General features: G+C 37.7%; 19 protein-coding genes. 14 read left to right on the plus strand and 5 right to left on the minus strand.

Translation table 11 applies throughout. The features are described from left to right. Positions 1-91 precede the first annotated feature (91 nt). The 3 genes from AC1M36_RS10975 to AC1M36_RS10985 all read right to left on the minus strand — a co-directional run bounded on the left by AC1M36_RS10975 (position 92) and on the right by AC1M36_RS10985 (position 5,251). On the minus strand, positions 92-562 hold the full coding sequence (locus AC1M36_RS10975; protein ID WP_336450762.1) for a hypothetical protein: 471 nt from the start codon (positions 560-562) through the stop codon (positions 92-94). A gap of 620 nt (positions 563-1,182) precedes the next feature. Beyond that, positions 1,183-3,537: an accessory Sec system translocase SecA2 gene (secA2, locus tag AC1M36_RS10980; RefSeq protein ID WP_336450763.1), complete on the minus strand. Its 2,355-nt coding sequence runs from the start codon at positions 3,535-3,537 to the stop codon at positions 1,183-1,185. A 325-nt stretch (positions 3,538-3,862) separates the two neighbouring features. Beyond that, on the minus strand, positions 3,863-5,251 hold the full coding sequence (locus AC1M36_RS10985) for an O-antigen ligase family protein (protein ID WP_431613039.1): 1,389 nt from the start codon (positions 5,249-5,251) through the stop codon (positions 3,863-3,865). 254 nt (positions 5,252-5,505) lie between these two features. On the opposite strand from AC1M36_RS10985, the gene AC1M36_RS10990 reads away from it, so the two are divergent. The 6 genes from AC1M36_RS10990 (at position 5,506) to AC1M36_RS11015 (ending at position 9,306) form a co-directional block, all read left to right on the plus strand. Beyond that, on the plus strand, positions 5,506-6,294 hold the full coding sequence (locus AC1M36_RS10990) for an enoyl-CoA hydratase (protein WP_336450765.1): 789 nt from the start codon (positions 5,506-5,508) through the stop codon (positions 6,292-6,294). Positions 6,295-6,359: 65 nt separating this feature from the next. Then, on the plus strand, positions 6,360-6,680 hold the full coding sequence (locus tag AC1M36_RS10995) for a hypothetical protein (protein ID WP_336450766.1): 321 nt from the start codon (positions 6,360-6,362) through the stop codon (positions 6,678-6,680). Positions 6,681-6,706: 26 nt separating this feature from the next. After that, positions 6,707-7,033 (plus strand): nucleoside triphosphate pyrophosphohydrolase, encoded by a 327-nt coding sequence (locus tag AC1M36_RS11000; RefSeq protein WP_336450767.1) that lies wholly within the window; start codon positions 6,707-6,709, stop codon positions 7,031-7,033. A gap of 40 nt (positions 7,034-7,073) precedes the next feature. Next, complete coding sequence (locus AC1M36_RS11005; RefSeq protein ID WP_098359332.1) at positions 7,074-7,259, plus strand: hypothetical protein; 186 nt, start codon at positions 7,074-7,076, stop codon at positions 7,257-7,259. A gap of 425 nt (positions 7,260-7,684) precedes the next feature. Beyond that, positions 7,685-8,734 carry a M42 family metallopeptidase gene (locus AC1M36_RS11010; protein ID WP_336450768.1) on the plus strand — a complete coding sequence of 350 codons (1,050 nt, stop codon included), beginning with the start codon at positions 7,685-7,687 and terminating at the stop codon, positions 8,732-8,734. A 308-nt stretch (positions 8,735-9,042) separates the two neighbouring features. Then, a complete protein-coding gene (locus AC1M36_RS11015) occupies positions 9,043-9,306 on the plus strand; it encodes a hypothetical protein (protein ID WP_336451018.1) in 264 nt (87 codons plus the stop codon). A 115-nt stretch (positions 9,307-9,421) separates the two neighbouring features. Here the strand turns inward: AC1M36_RS11015 and AC1M36_RS11020 are convergent, their stop codons facing one another. Continuing rightward, the gene (locus AC1M36_RS11020; protein WP_336450769.1) at positions 9,422-9,706 is read right to left on the minus strand and encodes a hypothetical protein; all 285 of its coding nucleotides are present in this window, start codon (positions 9,704-9,706) and stop codon (positions 9,422-9,424) included. Positions 9,707-9,905: 199 nt separating this feature from the next. Then, a complete protein-coding gene (locus tag AC1M36_RS11025; RefSeq protein WP_336450770.1) occupies positions 9,906-10,052 on the minus strand; it encodes a YflJ family protein in 147 nt (48 codons plus the stop codon). Between the two features lie 361 nt (positions 10,053-10,413). Between AC1M36_RS11025 and AC1M36_RS11030 the strand changes: the two genes are divergently transcribed. The 8 genes from AC1M36_RS11030 to AC1M36_RS11065 all read left to right on the plus strand — a co-directional run bounded on the left by AC1M36_RS11030 (position 10,414) and on the right by AC1M36_RS11065 (position 19,596). After that, complete coding sequence (locus AC1M36_RS11030; protein ID WP_479845857.1) at positions 10,414-11,856, plus strand: amino acid permease; 1,443 nt, start codon at positions 10,414-10,416, stop codon at positions 11,854-11,856. Positions 11,857-11,872: 16 nt separating this feature from the next. Further along, complete coding sequence (gene gabT / locus AC1M36_RS11035) at positions 11,873-13,201, plus strand: 4-aminobutyrate--2-oxoglutarate transaminase (protein ID WP_479845858.1); 1,329 nt, start codon at positions 11,873-11,875, stop codon at positions 13,199-13,201. A gap of 23 nt (positions 13,202-13,224) precedes the next feature. Beyond that, a complete protein-coding gene (locus tag AC1M36_RS11040) occupies positions 13,225-14,667 on the plus strand; it encodes an aldehyde dehydrogenase family protein (RefSeq protein WP_336450772.1) in 1,443 nt (480 codons plus the stop codon). A 21-nt stretch (positions 14,668-14,688) separates the two neighbouring features. Further along, positions 14,689-15,042, plus strand: a complete 354-nt coding sequence (locus AC1M36_RS11045; protein WP_336450773.1) for a DUF3870 domain-containing protein — start codon at positions 14,689-14,691, stop codon at positions 15,040-15,042. 128 nt (positions 15,043-15,170) lie between these two features. Further along, positions 15,171-15,356, plus strand: a complete 186-nt coding sequence (locus tag AC1M36_RS11050; RefSeq protein ID WP_336450774.1) for a hypothetical protein — start codon at positions 15,171-15,173, stop codon at positions 15,354-15,356. Between the two features lie 209 nt (positions 15,357-15,565). Next, positions 15,566-16,504, plus strand: coding sequence for a glutarate dioxygenase GlaH (gene glaH, locus AC1M36_RS11055; RefSeq protein ID WP_479845859.1), 939 nt, complete (start codon positions 15,566-15,568; stop codon positions 16,502-16,504). Between the two features lie 60 nt (positions 16,505-16,564). Then, the gene (gene lhgO, locus AC1M36_RS11060; protein WP_479845860.1) at positions 16,565-17,788 is read left to right on the plus strand and encodes an L-2-hydroxyglutarate oxidase; all 1,224 of its coding nucleotides are present in this window, start codon (positions 16,565-16,567) and stop codon (positions 17,786-17,788) included. 356 nt (positions 17,789-18,144) lie between these two features. After that, positions 18,145-19,596, plus strand: a complete 1,452-nt coding sequence (locus tag AC1M36_RS11065; RefSeq protein ID WP_479845861.1) for an MFS transporter — start codon at positions 18,145-18,147, stop codon at positions 19,594-19,596. Positions 19,597-19,818: the final 222 nt, after the last annotated feature.

A 19,818-nucleotide genomic window follows, 5' to 3' on the forward strand; every position in this document is an offset into this window, starting at 1 on the left:
TATGAGTGGTGTACTTCTCTATATGATGTACAATATGAAAGACAAGATATCAGGTATATAACCATCATGTACAATCACTTATCTTTCGTTTTTATTTGCGTGAAAAACCTTCTTCATCAAGGTATTCTGCAGCTTCTGGATAAGAATTAAATGTTCCATCTAAATTCACGCCAGCATATACATTCCACATATCATCTTCTTGGATAAGAGTAAGGATGTGTCCATCTTCATTCTGCCATTCTTCTTCTTTAGTAGGTGCAGCTTGTGCTACAACTTCTTCTGGCTCTTGAGATAGAAGTTCAATTGATTTTTCAATTAATGAGCGTAATTCGTCTGCTGAAAATTCACGGATGTTAACCATGCCTTTATCATCTGTTTTATAACCGCTAATACCGCCTGCGTATACAAAGCCATTACCATTTGGATGTAAATGATAAACGACGTTCTTTTTGTCTAAGCGGCTTTCTTCAAAGTGAAAGTTCACACGTTTTAATGATACGTTCTTTCTTTCCAACTCTGGGAAAGATTCGATAATCGATAATTTTTCTTCAAAAGTTAGCATAATGCCTCCAAATATATAGTAAAAGATTTAATCTGTTCATTATAGCACAGTCGCTTATCTTTCCAAAGGTAGAATACATGAATACGGTTACTTCACGAGACTGTAAAGAGTTTCTTCTAAAAGTCACTGACGAATGCGCTTTTCGGACGTTACAATGGTACGTGGACATTACCCGCATTAACTGGTAGTAACACTCCCACCTTAGAAGTCGGTGAGAGCAAGGAAGTGAGGTAGGAGATGAACTGCCGGTAAATGCCCGATTGGTGTGGGCTAATAATTAGTGGGGATGAAGAAAACCCCCCACTGATTAAAGTCTCACTTTATATTGCGGTGATTTTTTTATGGTTCAAAAGATAGCAAAGGAGTGCTTAGCAGGTTTTACTGTTGCGATTGCATTCGGGATTGCAGTGACAGGAACATCTATCTGAAGGTGCGTTAGTTGGATTTAGGTGCGAGTGTAACGCTTGAACATGTACAACTACATATTGAACAGACACTGTTTAGCTTGACGAATGATAAGCAAAGAGAAAAGTTGAAAATGGTGAAAGAGCGGTAGAGGTGTAAGAGAAAAAGCGTCTTTCTGAAAGAGAAGAACGCTTTTTTCTTTGAAGAATGATACATTATACACTTTGTGGAACGGTTAAGTACTGTGCAATATATAAGCACATTTCCTTTTCGAAATTACTATATGTATATAAGAAGATTTCAAGACCTTCTCTTTGATAAATATGTATAGGATCTTCCTGTTGATATTGCCGTAATTCGATTGCTTCTTTTAAATTATGCATCGCATCTAAATAATTTGCCCAGTGTTGATCGAGAGAGTGTAAGCCTACTTGTTGTAATGCTTGTTCTAGTTCTGTACGATCATGTAGCGCGCGCACTTGATCCAAATAGCTTGCAATTGTATTTGCTAACAATTTATTGAGCGCTTCAATTGAGTTCACCGTGCTTGCTGACAATGTTGGTAGTTCTTCTATTGGCATAATAGATTGTAATTCTTCTATTAATGCAGTGAAATTCCATTCTTCTGGAATCATTTCTTCCAGAAGGTATTTTTTAGCGGTAGAATCAATTGTATGCTCTATCATTGGAAGTGCTGTTTCGGTTATACTTGTTTCTTCACGTAAGAAACGATTGCGAAGTTTATAGATTACATGTCGATGATCATGAATAACGTCGTCTAACTTTACATGATATTCACGAATGGAAAGGTGAGTGCCCTCACAAATGAGTTGTGTACGATTCACTAAATCATGTATTTTTGGAGTGAGAATGAGTCCGTTATCGTCCGTTTTTAATGATTTCTTTAGTTTTGCTACTTCTTCTTGAGCAAAGCGCTGGAACATATCATCTTCTAATGAAAGGAAAAATTGTGAACTACCAGGGTCACCTTGTCTACCAGCTCGACCTTTTAATTGGTTATCGACACGTCGAGATTCATGACGTTCTGTCCCGATAACATGTAGACCTCCAAGTTCGGGTACACCGTCTTCTAATAAAATATCTGTACCGCGACCAGCCATATTTGTAGCGATTGTAATTTGGCCTTTTTGTCCAGCTTTTGCAATGAAAGCAGCTTCTTGTTCTGTGCTTTTTGCATGTAGTAATTGATAAGATAAATTTGCTTTATCTAAATAACGAGCAGTCACTTCCGATTGCAGGGTGGATCTTGTTTCGATTAAAATAGGCTGACCTTTGGCATGTCGTTTCATAACTTCTTCACGAACTGCATTATACTTATTATCAGCCGTCATATAAACTAGGTCTTTTGCATCTTCACGAATGATAGGACGATTTGTTGGAATTGGTATAATATCCATACCGTATACATGATTAAGCTCTTTTTCCGCTGTACTTGTCATTCCGGATAAAGTCGGGTACATACGAAAGAAATTTTGAAGTGTAATAGACGCTTGTGTCTGATTTTCTTCTGTAATTTTCAAGCCTTCTTTCGCCGCAATTGCTTGATGTAAGCCATTGCTTAATGAACGTCCGTCCAGTACACGTCTTGTAAACATGTCAATCAGCATAATTTTGTTATTGTGCACGATATAATCAATATCTCGTTGGAATGTAACATATGCATACAAAGCTAGTGTCATATAATGATAAAGACGTTGATGTTTCATATTATATAAGTTATCAATATGAAATAAATCTTGTATTTTGGTTATTCCCTTATGTGTAAATTTAGATGACTTTGTCTCTGCATCATATGTATAGTGAATGGTGTCTTGAAATGACTTGATTGCTTTTGCGCATAAGTAATGTAATTTAGAACTGTCAGTTTTTTGTCCAGTAATAATGAATGGAGCTTTAGCTTCATCAATTAAAATGTTATCAATTTCATCAATAATTGCAAAATGATAAGGGCGTTGTACCTGTGAGAGCGATGAAGTTTGCATGTTATCTCGAAGGTAATCAAGGGCAAATTCAGCTCCGGTTCCGTATGTAATATCGGCTCCATATGCATGTTTTTTTTCAAGAGGTTCCATTTCTGGAATGTTTAATTCGACTTGTAATCCAAGAAATTCGTGAATCTGACCGATTAAATTTTTATCACGTTTTGCTAAATATTCATTCACTGTAATAACGTGTACACCTTTTCCTTCTAAGGCACGTACATAGGTTGGCAGGGAAGAAGTGAGTGTTTTTCCCTCTCCGGTTGGCATTTCTACAATATTTCCTTCTAATAATATGAGTCCTCCAATTAACTGAGTATCATAATGGCGTAATCCAAGTACACGCTTTGCCGCTTCACGAACGACAGCAAATGCTTCCACTTTTATATCATGAATTGTTTTTCCTTTTTGAAGAATCCCCTTGAAAATCGTAGTTTTTTCGCGTAATGCCATGTCAGATAGTGTTTCCATTTGCGGTTCAAGTGCATTAATTTCACCAATGAGTAGTTCATATTTCTTGAGCTTGCGTTTTGGTGAGTCCCCCAATATTTTTTTGAACGAATTCAACATGCTATTTACACCCCTCTTACTGACAATAGCCTCATTATAGCACATGTTATTAGGAACAAGTAGAAGTAGTAAGTAGAAGTAAAAGGCGAATGATGATATATGGAAAATTAAATATAAGTCCTTTTGTCCGATTTATCCCGCATTAACGGGCAGTAAGACCCCCACCTCAAGATTCAGAGTGAAAAGAGGAATCTTGAGGTGGGGGATGAAGAAAACCGCCACTGATTAAAGTTTCACTATATAGTTTTTAGAAAATAAAGTGATAGTAGTGCTGTAAAAATGAAAAGTAGCATCCAAATAAATGGATGCTACTTTTGAAGGTTTTTTAGTCTGCTCTTAAATCAACAATGACGTAGGCTAATATGACGACAAAGAAAATACTAACAGCTGGTGCAGTTAATACATGTCCAGCCGTAAAGGCAATACCTAGTGCCAGTACAATCACGCTGGCAAGTAGCATATATCTTACAGTCATAATCGATTTGAAGTTCGTAATGACACGGATGAATAATCGAATTCCAAAATAAACAAAAGGTAACAGATAAAGCAAGAAACCAATGATTCCAAATGCAAAGAATAAATCATGAAAGTCCATTTCAATCAGCTTAATTGTATTTTTATCTGCATAGTTTCCTGAATACCCCATACCGAGTAACTTTTGTGATGTAGGGGCTTCTTTATAGTATTGTTTATACATTTGTAAGAATTTATCACGGTCACTATAAATTAAACTATTCATTTCTCCACTTGTTAATTTTCCTTCTGCATCTTCAGGATCCTCTGTAATTACCTTGCCGTCTTTTCTTGCTTGTTCTTCGCTTGCTAATTTTTTATCTTCATATATTTGTAAATGAATGCCCATATTTTTGGCGATAGGAGTAAGTGGTGTGACTGCCAATAAACCGCCTAGTACAACGAGAGCAACAAGGGCATTAACAAGATGTGCAAACCCTTTACCTACTTTTTTACGATTCATTATATACTCAATAAAAGAAAAGAGAAGTGCAATGCCAAGTGTAAGGACAATTGCGCCATACCCTACTTTTGTTCCAACCATAATACTGGCATACATCGCTAAAATTGTTGGAATCCAGTAGTATATTTTCGAAAAAGAAGTTGTTTTTTGTACAGAGTAGAGTACAACCATTGGGAACGTGATTGCTAAAATAGAACTCAATTCATTTCCCGCAAAGAACCATCCTCTAGAGCCGATTTTGTCGTACGAGTAACTTGAGAAATCTGTTCCGGATGCTATAGATACAACCATAACCATACTTACAATTAGCGCTGCATATAAGAAATATGTAATGAGTTTATCTGAAGCATAGTGTTTATCTTTTAATTCTTTAAATACAAGAATGTATCCAAACAGTAAAACGATTGGATAGGTACTTTTTAAAATAAATTTAATTTCCTCGCCAAAAGAAATTGGTTGTTTGACGATCAGATTGTTTACAAGACCGGCAGCAAGCATGATGCCAAGTAAGACTAGATAGAAAACGTATTTCTTATTACCAGGTTGTTTCCAATTGAAAAGTAGATATCCTAGAGCGAGAGTCATAAAGGCAAATCTTACTACAATTCCGACTGTCGCACTCATGTGTAATGTGTAAATAGAAAAAGATGTTAATAAATCTAAAATTGGTTGCAACACAATGAATAGTAACAGGAAATGTGGGAAGTAGTTATTCGTCTGGTTCAACTTGTTAACCATGGTTTCCTCCATTTCTTCATTTTTACATGATAAGGTTCATACATCAAAATAAGAATACACCATTTTATTATAACGGTAAATAGAAGCGGATATGCGAAAAATATGTTTTAATTCAGTTGCTTTTTTACATGATAATGGTAAGATTCCTAAATTTTCGGGAATATTAGACAGAAAATTACGAAAAAAGAAGGGTTTTCTACCTCTTTTCTTTAATTATACAAGTATAATCTTTAGAGAAGAAAGAGGGATATATAATGGAAGTAAAAAGTAAAGCAGAGTCTGTAGTTGTGAAATATGAAGGACGAGTAGCAACAATTATGATGAATCGCCCAGAAGTATTAAATGCATTAGATGAACCTACGCTCAAAGAATTATTAACAAAACTGAAAGAAGTAGCTGAGAGCTCCGTTCATATTGTCGTACTATGCGGAAATGGACGTGGTTTTTCTGCGGGTGGAGATATTAAATCTATGCTTTCCAGTAATGATGAAAGCAAGTTTGAAAGTATTATGAATACCATTTCTGAAATAGTTGTTACATTATATACGATGCCAAAACTAGTGATCAGCGCAATCCATGGCCCAACTGCGGGACTTGGCTTAAGTATTGCTTTAACAGCTGATTATGTATTGGCAGATATTTCATCGATCATTGCGATGAACTTTATTGGAATCGCTTTAATACCAGACGGCGGAGGGCATTTCTTCTTACAAAAACGTCTCGGTGAAAATACAGCAAAACAAATCATTTGGGAAGGGAAAAAGTTATCTGCAACAGAAGCGCTAGAACTTGGATTAATTGACGAAGTGATCGGAGAAAACTTCCAAGGTGCTGTGAAACAAAAAATCAATGAATGGCTTCAAAAACCAATTAAAGCAATGATTCAAACGAAACAAATTTTATGTGAAGTCAATCGCTCAAACCTAGAACAAACACTGCAACTAGAAAAGCGCGGACAATACGCAATGAGAAAAACAGCTGATCATAGAGAGGGAATTGCTGCATTTTTAGAAAAACGTCCGCCAGCGTTTAAGGGGGAATAAAAGGGAAGAAAGTGTTAACACATTTTAGTATAATTGTGTTAGCACTTTTTTATTGGGAGATATAGATGAGAAAAAGAGTTATTGTGATGATACTTTTATTTGTTATGTACATTACGTTGCATAGCACTCCTAGTTTAGCAGTCCGAACGGCTATTTTTCTTTCGGGACATCCTACTATTGCTTTTCAGGGAGAAATTCAAAAGAGATCGAATCCATATCAAGAAGCGATACCAGAATCACTGCGGGTGATATATGGAGAGGAGCAAGAGGGTTATGATGTATATTATTTCCCTAGTCCATATGCGAAGGAAAAAGAGCGAGGCTGGGGAAGTGCGTACGTAAAGAAAGTATGGTTTATGTACAATGCGGAATTAGGTGAATTGTAAGGAATGAAAGGGGCGATAGAGAGACTATGTCAACTTATAACAAGCTAGTTAGAGATCTTGTTCCAGAAAAGATTTTAATGTCTGGAAAAACATATACGTCGAAGAAATTAACAGGTCAAGCATACATAGAAGCATTAGCGAAAATCGGGACAGAAGAAATCCGTGAATTTGCCTCAATGAAAGAACGAGAGCACGCACTAGACTCACTTGCGGATGCACTAGAAATCATTATTTCGCTAGCGCGTGCAGAAGGAGCAACATTAGAGGATGTTGAACGTCTCCGTAAGCAAAAAGAAGAAGAGCGCGGTGGGTTTGAAAGAGGAATCTATTTGCTGGATGTTTCGGAGGAGTAGTTTGATAGAGGGGATCTATTTTAGACAGGGAGAGAATGACATGGAAAACAGCAAACACTTGTATCAGGTTGGGGACTATCGTCTATGGCTAAACACTGAAACAGGAGCCCTGCAAATGAAACTTGATGGGAATAGAGAATTGTACAATATACCGAAGAATACGAAATTGTACGAGCGGCTATTAAATGACTTTTTCAGCAAGCCAGTAGAGCAGGAAAATAAGTAGTTAAGACAATTGATAGTTGCATATAATAGATGAACAGCTCCCTTTTTAGAAAGAAGGAGCTGTTTATTTTAATTTTTCCGGATTTTTGATTTTAATTGAAGCAACTTCCCGCAATCTAAGCAAACGGTATAGATTTTCTGTGAACCAATACCCATTTTTTTATGTAAAGGACGAAGATTGATATAATTTGTTGCTTGTACAAATGAATTTCCTCCGCAATTTTTGCAATGCATGCTATTCACCCTCTACTATTTATAATATTAAAAAATTTGTAATTCTGAAATGGTTAGGGAAGTATTTTTTGTTTTACTGACATTATATAATTTTAGAAAAGAAATATACAAAGATCCCCAACGTTATTAGTAGTGGTTTCGTGACAATTCCGTTATACTGAATATTAGAAAAACGAAGTGGGGGGACCAACATTGGCACATCATGCAAAAGAAACAATGGAACTTATTAAACAGCTTGTTTCCATTCCAAGCCCATCTGGAAACACAGGGAAAATCATTCATTTTATTGAAAACTACGTAAAAGAATGGAATGTAGAAACGAAGCGTAACAATAAAGGTGCGCTTATCTTAACATTAAAAGGACAAAACGACGAGCAGCATCGCTTACTAACTGCTCACGTTGATACATTAGGCGCAATGGTAAAAGAAATTAAATCTGACGGTCGCCTTCGTTTATCAATGATCGGCGGATTTCGCTGGAACTCTGTTGAAGGAGAATATTGCGAAATCGAAACAGCAAGCGGAAAAACATATACAGGTACAATCTTAATGCATCAAACATCTGTCCACGTTTACAAAGATGCAGGCGAAGCAAAACGCGATGAAAAAAATATAGAAGTTCGCATTGATGAGCGCGTATCTTCAGCAGATGAAGTTCGTGAGCTCGGAATTGAAATAGGGGACTTTGTCTCATTTGACCCACGCGTCCAAATTACAGAGAGCGGCTACATAAAATCGCGTCACTTAGACGATAAAGTAAGCGTGGCAATTCTACTAAAATTAATTAAAAGATTACAAGACGAAAATATCACATTGCCATATACAACACATTTCTTAATCTCTAATAATGAAGAAATTGGCTATGGTGGTAACTCTAACATCCCAGAAGAAACAGTAGAATACTTAGCTGTTGATATGGGGGCACTGGGAGACGGGCAAGCATCAGATGAATACACAGTATCTATTTGCGCGAAAGACTCTAGCGGTCCATACCACTACGGTTTACGCAAACATCTAGTAAATCTTGCAAAAGAAAACAATATTGAATATAAAGTAGACATCTATCCATACTACGGATCAGATGCATCCGCTGCAATCCGCGCTGGCTTTGACGTGAAGCATGCACTAATAGGAGCGGGAATTGATTCTTCTCACGCATTCGAGCGTACACATGAAAGTTCGATTGCGCATACAGAGGCGCTTGTGTTTGCTTATGTGATGTCTGAGTTGATTAGGGAATAATAGAATAGAAATTAGGAAGAGCTAGCTGATTGAAAGTGCTGATGTAAGGGCATTTTCAATCAGCTTTTTGTTTTAAGAGATTAAGAGAGGATAATACTAGTTATTTTAAATTCGAGATAGTATTGTATGTTACGGTTTAATTATTTTTAGAGGGAATAGTATGAAAAAAGTATTGGCGGGAGAAATAGCTGTTAGTTTTTTACTAGCAGGATGCGAAGGTGATGAAAATACTAGAAAATAAGGATATTAATTCTAGTAAAGACAATAAGAACGAAGCAAAAGTGAGCTAGGAAATACAAGGATCACAAGTGAATCCGCAAGTACAGAGCCGTTACACCGTTGCGATGAATCCTTTTGAAGAGGATACTTATACATTGTATGTGTTTGCGAATAATGAAAAACATGAAACACAGGTGGATATATGTGCAGGGGCTACAGCTGGGGATGAGATATGCAAAGGGACATATCAACTTGCACTTCAATCGACGAGTTCCGTATTGTATTTACAAGAAGCACAAATGGAGACAACGTGCTGCAGAAGCAATTTACTCCGGAATTTTAGATTACTATGAGTGGAAAGGGAATGACGTTTCGGCTTACCGTTTATAATAGATAGAGAGGCTCCCGTGATGGGGAGCCTCTTTTTTGTGTGGCACGGTGAAATTTGACGGGCAGTCGATATCGTTTTTATACATGCTTATCTGCCTGATCTAGCAGGTTTGCCAGTATCATGCTATTTTCCTGATCTGCATCATACTGCACAATATCGTCATACTCAAATAGCTCGAATTCTTCACCAAATTCCTGTTTCATGAATTCGATAAATTCGCTAATGTTTTTCTCAATCTCTTTATTGCGGCGAAACTCCATCATAATCGTCCGAAATCTGTGCGGGGGAATATCGCATTTAATATGATAAGACTTGCTAATACTAAAAGAATCCCCTGAATCGTATAAACTGTATGTATACAACAGAAACTCAGCTCCTTTTCTTACATGATATGTATATCGTTCCCGTTTTTATGAGATGCTTATTCGCAAAAAGAGGCTACTCCGTTTGGGTAGCCTCTTTTTGTATGACGGAATTTGTCGGAAGGTCGATATCTTATGTCGAATCGCCGATATATTTGAAAGAACGATCGATATCGTTTTATCGATAAATTATGATGAGTTACTTTTCCTTAAGTTCTTCTTGTTTGGCTGCTAATAAGTTACGTAAAACATGCCCTCGGTAGCTTTCTAGTTTTCTTCCTTCTAAATAACGAACACCTAATTTTTTTAATTCGGCTACGTACCATCCTTTTGATCCAAAATGCATGGAAATCACTTCCTTTTTTCTTTTAAACAGTATATGTCTTAGAATTGATAAATTTCGCTTTTTATAACAGATAACTGACTTTAAAATAAATGTTGAATATTCTGTCAATTTATATTATGATTAGCTTATTATCCGATGACAGCGATTAGCCTCTCTGCATGCCCGGATACAAATTCGTTCAATTTCATAGAAGATAATTGGCTTCTTTCCACTTGAACTTCCTTAGCAGGAAGACGAGCCATAGGGATAGAGACAGTAAAATCCAATGTAACTTTTACATTGTTTTTCTGGCTCTTTTTATTTTTTTCAGAAAGCGTTATCACAAATGGTGATGTTTCAATCGTATGAAGGATTTATGAAAATGAATACTTATAGGTTGGTGATCTTTTTGGCGAAAGAAAAACAGGAATTGCAAAAAGACTTGAAAACCAGACATATCACGATGATTTCAATTGGCGGGGTAATCGGGGGCGGATTATTTGTAGGAAGTGGAGCAATTATTCAATCAACAGGTCCAGCTGCCATTTTGTCTTATATGATTGGGGCTTTAATGGTTGTGCTTGTGATGCGGATGCTTGGAGAGATGGCTGCGGTAAATCCTGATAGTGGTTCTTTTTCAACATACGCCCATAAAGCAATTGGGCCTTGGGCAGGCTACACAATCGGTTGGTTATATTGGTTCAATTGGCTCATTATTATCGCAATTGAAGCAGTGTTGTTAGGGGTGATGATTAACAATTGGTTCCCAGCCATACCAACATGGATTGCGAGTTTGTTCGTGCTGATTATTATGACAATGACAAATATTTATTCAGTGAAGTTATATGGAGAGTTTGAATATTGGTTAGCGTTCATTAAAGTTGTAGCCATTCTAGCATTTTTAGCGTTAGGAATTGCGATGATTTTTGGAGTGGTTCCTGGTGTGGACAGGCCAAGTCTTTCGATTATTACTGAAAACGGAGGCTTTTTTCCAAAAGGGATTATGCCTGTACTACTTAGCGTTGTATTTATTTCTTTCTCTTTATCGGGGAGTGAGGTAGCTGCGATTGCGGCTGGAGAATCTGAAAATCCAGAGAAGAATGTAATCAGGGCGATTAACAGTGTTGTATGGCGCCTTATGATTTTCTTTGTAGGATCTGTATCGATTTTAGTTATTTTTATGCCGTGGAACAACGCAGAATTATTAAAACTGCCGTATGCAAGTTTATTTCAGATGGCAGGAATCCCTGCAGCTGCGGAAATGATGAACGGAGTTGTGTTTCTGTCGCTCCTTTCGGTTATGAATTCCGGCATATACACGAGTTCCCGTATGTTATTTTCGCTTGCGAAAAAGGGAGACGCTCCTTCGGTTTTTTCAAAGTTAAACAGCCGCGGGACACCGGTTTGGGCGATCTATGCAAGTATCACATTTGCCTTCATTTGTGCCATGCTCAAGTTCATCTCTCCTGATAAACTATTTGCTTTTTTAGCGAATAGTTCAGGCGGCGTTACGATGCTCATGTATATGTTCGTTGCCGTTTCTCATATTCGCTTACGAAGAAAAGCGGAACGGGAAGATCCAGGAAAACTAAAGGTGAAAATGTGGCTCTTTCCTTATCTCACTTACGCTACACTTGCGATGATTATTACGATATTTGTTGCACAAGCATTTATCGCGGATATGCGTATGCAATTTTATATGACAATGCTAGCGGCTGCTATCGTAATCGCAATCTATTTCCTCAGAGATAGAAATAAGCGAATACCAATAGAAGAAGAGTTTTCGATTATAAAAGATTCAAAGGTTAGCATAGAGAAGGAGTAAGAAAGGGGTATATTCCATGTTAAAAGAAGAGCAAAATATTGTAACGACAAAATCTAATCAATTACATGAAAGAAGAAATAATGCGGTGCCTGGAGGGTCTTATAATATTACGCAGTTATATGTGAAATCGGCAAAAGGGGCAATCATCACGGATGTAGATGGCAATGAATTAATAGATTTTGCAGGAGGGATTGGTATGCAAAATGTTGGGCATTGTCATCCGAAGGTCGTACAAGCCATTCAAAGCCAAGTGGAATCTTCTATTCATAGTTGTTTTCATGTAGCGCCGTATGAAAGCTATATTGAATTAGCTGAGAGAATGAACGAGTTAACGCCAGGAGATTGTAAGAAAAAAACGATGTTTGCTAATAGCGGGGCAGAAGCGGTAGAAAATGCGATAAAAATCGCAAGAAAAGCGACTGGGCGCAGCGCGATTGTTTCATTTGAGCGTGCGTATCATGGACGTACACTCATGACAATGTCGCTTACGAGTAAAGTAAAACCGTATAAACATGGATTTGGTCCATTTGCATCAGATGTGTACAAACTACCTTATCCATATTATTACCGTGCGGAAAACGATTTGTCGCAAGAAGAAATAGATGCGCAAATCTTAGCGTATTTTGAACGTTTTATGTTAGAGGAAGTAGCAAGTGATAATATCGCTGCCATCATTTTAGAACCGCTTCAAGGTGAAGGTGGATTTATCGTTCCAAGTACTACGTTTATACAAGGCGTCAGAAACCTTTGCGATAAATATGGAATCATTATGATTGCTGATGAAATTCAAACGGGCTTTGCTCGTACAGGAAGTTTGTTTGCAATGGACCATTTTGGCGTGGTGCCTGATTTAATGACATTTTCAAAATTGATTGCTGCCGGGATGCCGCTTAGCGCAGTGACAGGAAGAGCAGAATTGATGGATGCTCCTGAGCCAGGACAACTTGGCGGTACTTTCTCAGGAAGCCCAGTTGCTTGCGCAGCTGCACTCGCTGTTTTAGATGTAATTGAAGAAGAGCAGTTAGTAGAACGCGCGCGAGTAATCGGTAGCCGTATGATGGAAGTGTTCCATAGTTGGAAGGAAAAATACGAATGTATTGGAGATGTGAGAGGTCTTGGGGCTATGGTAGCAATCGAGCTTGTAAAGGATCGAAATACGAAAGAACCGGCAACAGAAGAAGCAAAAGCGATTATGCAAGAAACACATAATAAAGGGGTAATCACAATAAGTGCTGGTATTTATGGAAATGTCCTTCGTTTCTTACCGCCGCTTGTTATAACAGATGAACAACTGGAGGAAGGGCTTCACATTCTTGAAACGGCAATTACGAAACTATCAAAATAGGAAACGATGATGGAGGCAGAGTAATGAGGTTTTTCAATTATATAAACGGTCAGTGGAAAGAGCCATCTACGAATCAATATTCAAAGAACGATAACCCGCATAATGGAGAAGTGTTAGGTGAATTTCCATTAAGCTCAAGAGAGGATACTGGGGCCGCGATTGCGTCAGCGAAAGAAGCGTTTCAAAGTTGGCAAGGGTTATCATTTCATGAGCGAGCGAGTTATTTATGGAAAGCAGCAGCAATTTTAAAAGAACGAGTGACGGAAATCGGTCAAGATTTAACGAGTGAAGAAGGAAAGACACTTGCCGAAGGGATAGGAGAAACGAAGCGAGCAATCAGCATTTTGGAATACTATGCGGGGGAAGCAAATCAGCCGGTAGGAGAAATGATTCCGTCTGCAAACCCGAAAACAATGCTTTATAGTAAACGTGTCGCAGTAGGACCAGTTGGGCTCATTACACCTTGGAATTTCCCGATTGCGATTCCAGCTTGGAAAATGGCGCCGGCACTGATTTATGGAAATACAGTTGTCATTAAACCTGCTGAAATTACACCAAAATCAGTCTATCATCTTGTGAATGCTTTTCATGAGGCGGAAATTCCGGCGGGGGTGATCAATTGTGTATTTGGAAAAGGATCAGTCGTTGGAGCAGAATTAACAGAAAACCCTGATATAAAAGCGATTTCTTTTACAGGTTCGAATGGTGTTGGAAAAACGATTCAACAAACAGCGATTGCAAGTAGAAAGAAAGTGCAGTTAGAAATGGGAGGAAAAAACCCATTAGTCGTATTAAAGGATGCTGATACCCAGAAGGCAGTCGATATTGCGATAAGAGGTGCATTTATGTCAACGGGGCAAAAATGCACAGCGACAAGCAGAGTGATTATTGAAGAGGAAATTTATGAGGAATTTCGAAATGAGCTCCTATTACGTACAGAGGCACTGAAAGTTGGAAATCCATTCGAACAAGATACGTTTATGGGACCATGCGTATCTGAGAACCAACAGCACTCTGTTTTATCGATGATTGAAGTAGGAAAGAAAGAAGCTTCTTTACTTTGCGGAGGCAAAGTACCAGAAGAAGATGCGTTAAAACAAGGATATTATGTCCTGCCGACTATTTTTGAAGATGTACCGCAAGATGCACGAATTGCGAAAGAAGAAATTTTCGGCCCTGTTATTTGTTTGTTTAAGGTGAAGAATTATCAGGAGGCGATTCATTTAGCGAACAATACAGAATATGGATTGAGCGCATCTGTTTGTACAAATAACCTCAGCCTAGCCCAGCAGTTCATTGACGATATGGAAGTTGGAATGGTTCATGTTAATTCAGAAACGGCAGGAGCAGAGCCGCAAGTTCCGTTTGGCGGAATGAAAAATTCGAGTGCGGGACCAAGAGAACAAGGAAAAACAGCTGCAGAATTTTATACGAGAGTAAAAACAGTATATATCGATCAAGTATAAGTTATTAAATGGGGGATGAACATGCGTAAAGGTACTTTTTTCATGGCAGGACACTCAAGACTTCCGAAAGGGATGGCTGTACGCAGTGTCTATGAAACATTAACAATTACAATAGAGGCAGATCACAAATATCACGTTATTATTGAAGCATCATGTACCCTTGCTACAGAACATGGGAGAGATTTTATTGCTCAAATTTTAAGAGGACATAGTTTACGAGATGGGATTGAAGAGATCACGCAAGAAATCTCGCACCATTATCAAGGAAAAGCACAAAATGCGATTATTAGCGCTTTAAAAGACTTGTACCGCCAATATACAAGCTATGTAAACGGAGAAAAGCCACAAGAAGAATATGAAGAAACAAATCTATAACAAACTGCCTAGTTTATTGCACTTTACTTTCTAAAGAGCATTCATAAACAAGAGCCAGTTATATTTCAGCTTATTTAGTGAGCGGAATATAACTGGCTTTTATTTTTATATCATGAGGAGGAAGGAAAATGTCAAAATCAAACCAAGGTGTAAAACAAAAAAGAAGATGTATGGAAAATGGTGTGGTGAAAACTTGTAAGATGTGTAAAGCGTGTGCAGCGATAAAGGAACTACCAAACGAACAAAAATTAAAATTGCGAAAGAAACATATTGACAGTGTAAATATTTTGAATTATCATTTAATTATAAAGTGATAAGATCCATATGAGAAATTAGCCTTCTCTATATCCGATCTTCATATTCTGTTTGCCCATATTTGAATAAAAAAACTGTCTATTATTACTGTACTTTAAGAGATTAAAGAACACTCGTAATGTAAAGCCAGTTGTACGTTTTCTACAATTTGTATTGTAGATGCGTATGACTGGCTTTTTTGCTTACTTAAACTAAAGGAGGAAATAACATGCCAGTGATTACGAAGCAAGAAGTGAAGATGAAGTTTGCAAAGAAATATGAGGGTTATGAAATTGTGCCTCATCCAGAACATAAACGTTTGTATCATATTGTGTTAGACGGGGAATTGCTTCAGCAATTTTTCCAAGAGGTAAAAGACCATTCGGAGCAATCACTGCAATACATTCCGTATTCTCGTTTTATCCTTGCTGATGGAATGAAAAAGCTCTTTGGTGAATCGTTTATGGAGAATGTTCGCGGTATTATTCATGATCGGGAAACAGGCGGATTTACAATTGGTGTACAGGGTGAAACGACAGATGCAGGAGATTATGTGAAGTTTGCAACGGCATTAACACATTTAATCGGTACGTCTAACTTTGATGCGATGACAGGAACATACTACGCAAGATTTAATGTGAAAGATACAGACAGCAGTGATTCGTATCTGCGCCAAGCGTATCGGCTATTCACGCTTCATACAGATGGAACATTTGTTGATGAACCGACAGACTGGCTTCTGATGATGAAAATAGAAGAAAAGAATGCAGTAGGGGGCGAATCACGTTTGCTTCATTTAGATGATTGGGAGGAGCTTGATAAGTTTCGTAAGCATCCACTCGCATCTGTTAAAATCACGTACAAAGCACCGCCAAGTAAAAACACACAAGAAATTGTATACCGTGAAACATTCTTTGATATAAACAATGCGCCATGCATTTGCTTTATCGATCAATTTGCTTATCCAGATAATATTGAACAGGCAACATATTTGAAGGAATTATCAAGCTCTGTGGAGAATTCACCAGCAACGCACGCATTAAAATTACCAGTTGGAGATCTCGTTCTATTAAACAATCTATTTTGGATGCACGGGCGCGCTCCTTTTGAGAAAAATAAAGATTTATATCGCGAGCTTATGCGTCAACGCGGTTGTTTTTCTAAATAATAGATGTGGCGGGTCTTACAATAAGGCCTGCCTTTCCTAATATATAAGGGGGGAAGTTATATGTATGATTTTCTAATTATCGGCGGAGGAATTGTTGGCCTTTCAACTGGAATGGCGTTAACGAAAAGATTTCCTCATGTCAAAATCGCAGTAATCGAAAAAGAAGACGAACTTGCGCATCATCAAACAGGACATAATAGCGGTGTCATCCATTCCGGCATTTACTATAAACCAGGCAGCTATAAAGCAAGGTTCGCAAAAGAAGGAAACGCAGCGATGGTAGAGTTTTGTAAGGAGAATGGCATTGCCTATGACATGTGCGGCAAGGTGATTGTAGCGACAGAACAAGAAGAACTTCCTCTTTTACATAACCTGTACGAAAGAGGTCTACAAAATGGGCTGAACATTTCTCAAATCGACCAAGGAGAATTAGCGGAAATCGAGCCTCACGTAAAAGGACTCGAGGCCATTCGCGTTCCTTCTTGCGGCATCGCCGATTATAAAGGAGTCAGTCATACATTTGCACGTTTTATAGAGGAGAGCGGAGGAGAAGTGCACTTAGGCACAAAAGCAGAACAAATTTTTGAGCACAAAGACTTCGTGACAATTGAAACAAACAAAGGCGCATTTGAAACGAAATTTCTCATTAACTGCGCTGGACTACATAGCGACCGAATCGCCAAAAAAACAGGAATACTAACAGACATGAAAATTGTCCCGTTCCGAGGCGAATATTACGAACTCGTTCCAGAAAAGCGTCACCTCGTCAAACACTTAATTTATCCTGTTCCAAATCCAGATTTTCCGTTTCTTGGTGTTCATTTTACAAGAATGATAAATGGAGACGTACATGCTGGGCCAAATGCAGTCTTAAGCTTTAAACGGGAAGGTTATACAAAAAAAGACTTTGATATAAAAGACTTCATCGAAACAATGACATACGCAGGCTTTTGGAAAATGGCAATGCCGAATATGAAAGAGGGCATGAAGGAAATGATTCGTTCTTTCAGTAAACAATCCTTTCTTAAAAGCTTGCAGCGCCTCATACCAGAACTTACAGAGAAAGATATCGTCCCAACGCACGCTGGCGTCAGAGCGCAGGCGATTTTATCGAATGGAAATATGGTAGATGATTTTTGCATTATCCCTGGTATAAATTCCATGCATATTTGTAATGCACCGTCTCCAGCGGCAACAGCGAGTTTGAAAATTGGAGAGGAAATTGTGGGCAAGGTGCCAGATGTAATTTTAGACCGGATTTTCTTGTCAAAAGCTACTTTTTGAGGTAGCTTTTTAATTTTTTTTGGTAAATAACAAAATTTGTTGAATTACGGATATATATTGAGAAACAAGCGATATCTTTGAAAAATAATTAATATAGGAGGGTAATACTCAATATTTCTGTATAAAATAGGATGTATACGGATATTTTCGAAATATTTATGAGGTGTAATTTCTTCTGTGAAAGCGCTTTATTCATTAACATACAATCCATATCGTTAGACAGGGAATTGATTTTATGAAACAATAGTAACAGGTAAGGAGAGGGTGCTTTTCCTTAAGTGCTTCGTATTGAATTTATTCTATAAGAGAAAGTGTGCTTAATGATTTTAAATGAAATAAGGAGCTGTTTTGATTATATGCAACAAAAAAATGATTTAGATTTTGGACCTCAAGATGTAAATGTAGTGAACCCAAAACAAGCCAGGAAAGCCGTTGTCGCTACTGGTATCGGGAATGCGATGGAATGGTTTGACTTTGGATTATATGCGTATTTGGCGGTTATTTTAAGTCAATTATTCTTCTCTGGTGTTCACAATAGTGGCTTACAGCTTGTACTAACATTTGGTACATTTGCTGCTGCCTTCTTAGTGAGGCCGATTGGTGGTATTTTCTTCGGTAGAATTGGTGATAAATATGGCCGAAAGATTGTGCTGAGTACAACGATTATTTTAATGGCACTTTCCACATTATTCATCGCGCTACTACCAACCTACGAACAAATTGGGATTTGGGCACCGATTTTATTATTAGTTGCTCGTATGGTTCAAGGATTTTCCACAGGAGGCGAATATTCAGGAGCGATGGTGTATATCGCTGAATCTTCTCCTGATAAGAAGCGTGGTATACTCGGTAGTGGCCTTGAAATTGGGACGCTTTCTGGTTACATCGCCGCTTCAGTAATTGTTACCGTTTTGACGGTAGTGTTAACAGATGAACAAATGCTTAGCTGGGGATGGCGTATCCCGTTCTTAATTGCTGCACCAATTGGTTTGGTCGGTTTATATTTACGCCGCCATTTAGATGAATCTCCTATATTCCAAGAGATGGAAAAGGCACAAGAGAATTCTGAAGAAGATGAACAATTTTCGTTCATTGATATTTTGAAATATCATAAAAAAGACTTTCTTTTAAGCACAGTAATTGTTGCCTTCTTTAATATTACGAACTATATGATCCTTTCTTATATTCCTTCTTATCTAACACAAGTATTAAAAATCAAAGAAACGACTGGTTTAATCATTATTTCAATTACGATGGCACTCATGATTCCACTGGCGCTTTATTTCGGGAAATTAAGCGATAAAGTTGGTAATAAACGTGTAGTACAATTCGGATTACTCGGTTTGACATTATGTTCAATTCCTGCCTTTTTACTAATCGGCAATGGACATATTGCGGCTATTTTTATAGGTATCTTTATTTTAGGTTTCTTCCTTAGTGTTTATGAAGGAACACTGCCTTCCTTATTACCATCTCTCTTTTTCACAGATGTACGTTATCGTGCACTCTCGATATCATTTAATATCTCCGTATCCATCTTTGGTGGAACAACACCGCTCGTATGTTCATATTTAGTTCATGCTACTGGAAATGCACTAGCACCCGCATTTTATTTAACTAGTGTCAGCTTAATTGGCTTACTTGTATTTAGCCTACTATTTATCACAACGTCAGGTCGCGCACTAAAAGGTTCGTACCCGACTGTAGAAACGAAAAAAGAAGCACACGAAATAGCGAAGCAAGACCCAGAAGAAGCACTTTGGTGGCATGAAGAATCTTTAGGAATTGAAGCAGAGAAACAATCATAATAATGATTGTTTGAATTTTCAATATAAATAGGTTGAAGGTTACTGCATGCAAAATATGAAAGGTGACTATTCGTTCAATTTTGAACGAATAGTCACCTTTTTTTCTTTATTTCTTTTTTATTTGGTTCTGTTGATCAGCTTAAAATTTATACTCTTTTATTAGAAAAATATGGGTATAATCAAATTGTGTAGAAAAATGTGAAACTTGAAAGGGAGGGGATC

This window comes from Bacillus sp. Medicinal_06 (assembly GCF_056711665.1).

Coding starts and splice junctions, on each gene's coding strand:
- secA2 (WP_336450763.1), bottom strand. CDS start 3,537: ATGTTGAATTCGTTCAAAAAAATATTGGGGGACTCACCAAAACGCAAG.
- AC1M36_RS11040 (WP_336450772.1), top strand. CDS start 13,225: ATGAGGTTTTTCAATTATATAAACGGTCAGTGGAAAGAGCCATCTACG.
- glaH (WP_479845859.1), top strand. CDS start 15,566: ATGCCAGTGATTACGAAGCAAGAAGTGAAGATGAAGTTTGCAAAGAAA.
- AC1M36_RS11025 (WP_336450770.1), bottom strand. CDS start 10,052: ATGCATTTTGGATCAAAAGGATGGTACGTAGCCGAATTAAAAAAATTA.
- AC1M36_RS10975 (WP_336450762.1), bottom strand. CDS start 562: ATGCTAACTTTTGAAGAAAAATTATCGATTATCGAATCTTTCCCAGAG.
- AC1M36_RS10985 (WP_431613039.1), bottom strand. CDS start 5,251: ATGGTTAACAAGTTGAACCAGACGAATAACTACTTCCCACATTTCCTG.
- AC1M36_RS10995 (WP_336450766.1), top strand. CDS start 6,360: ATGAGAAAAAGAGTTATTGTGATGATACTTTTATTTGTTATGTACATT.
- AC1M36_RS11030 (WP_479845857.1), top strand. CDS start 10,414: ATGAATACTTATAGGTTGGTGATCTTTTTGGCGAAAGAAAAACAGGAA.
- AC1M36_RS10990 (WP_336450765.1), top strand. CDS start 5,506: ATGGAAGTAAAAAGTAAAGCAGAGTCTGTAGTTGTGAAATATGAAGGA.
- AC1M36_RS11005 (WP_098359332.1), top strand. CDS start 7,074: ATGGAAAACAGCAAACACTTGTATCAGGTTGGGGACTATCGTCTATGG.
- gabT (WP_479845858.1), top strand. CDS start 11,873: ATGTTAAAAGAAGAGCAAAATATTGTAACGACAAAATCTAATCAATTA.
- AC1M36_RS11050 (WP_336450774.1), top strand. CDS start 15,171: ATGTCAAAATCAAACCAAGGTGTAAAACAAAAAAGAAGATGTATGGAA.
- lhgO (WP_479845860.1), top strand. CDS start 16,565: ATGTATGATTTTCTAATTATCGGCGGAGGAATTGTTGGCCTTTCAACT.
- AC1M36_RS11000 (WP_336450767.1), top strand. CDS start 6,707: ATGTCAACTTATAACAAGCTAGTTAGAGATCTTGTTCCAGAAAAGATT.
- AC1M36_RS11065 (WP_479845861.1), top strand. CDS start 18,145: ATGCAACAAAAAAATGATTTAGATTTTGGACCTCAAGATGTAAATGTA.
- AC1M36_RS11045 (WP_336450773.1), top strand. CDS start 14,689: ATGCGTAAAGGTACTTTTTTCATGGCAGGACACTCAAGACTTCCGAAA.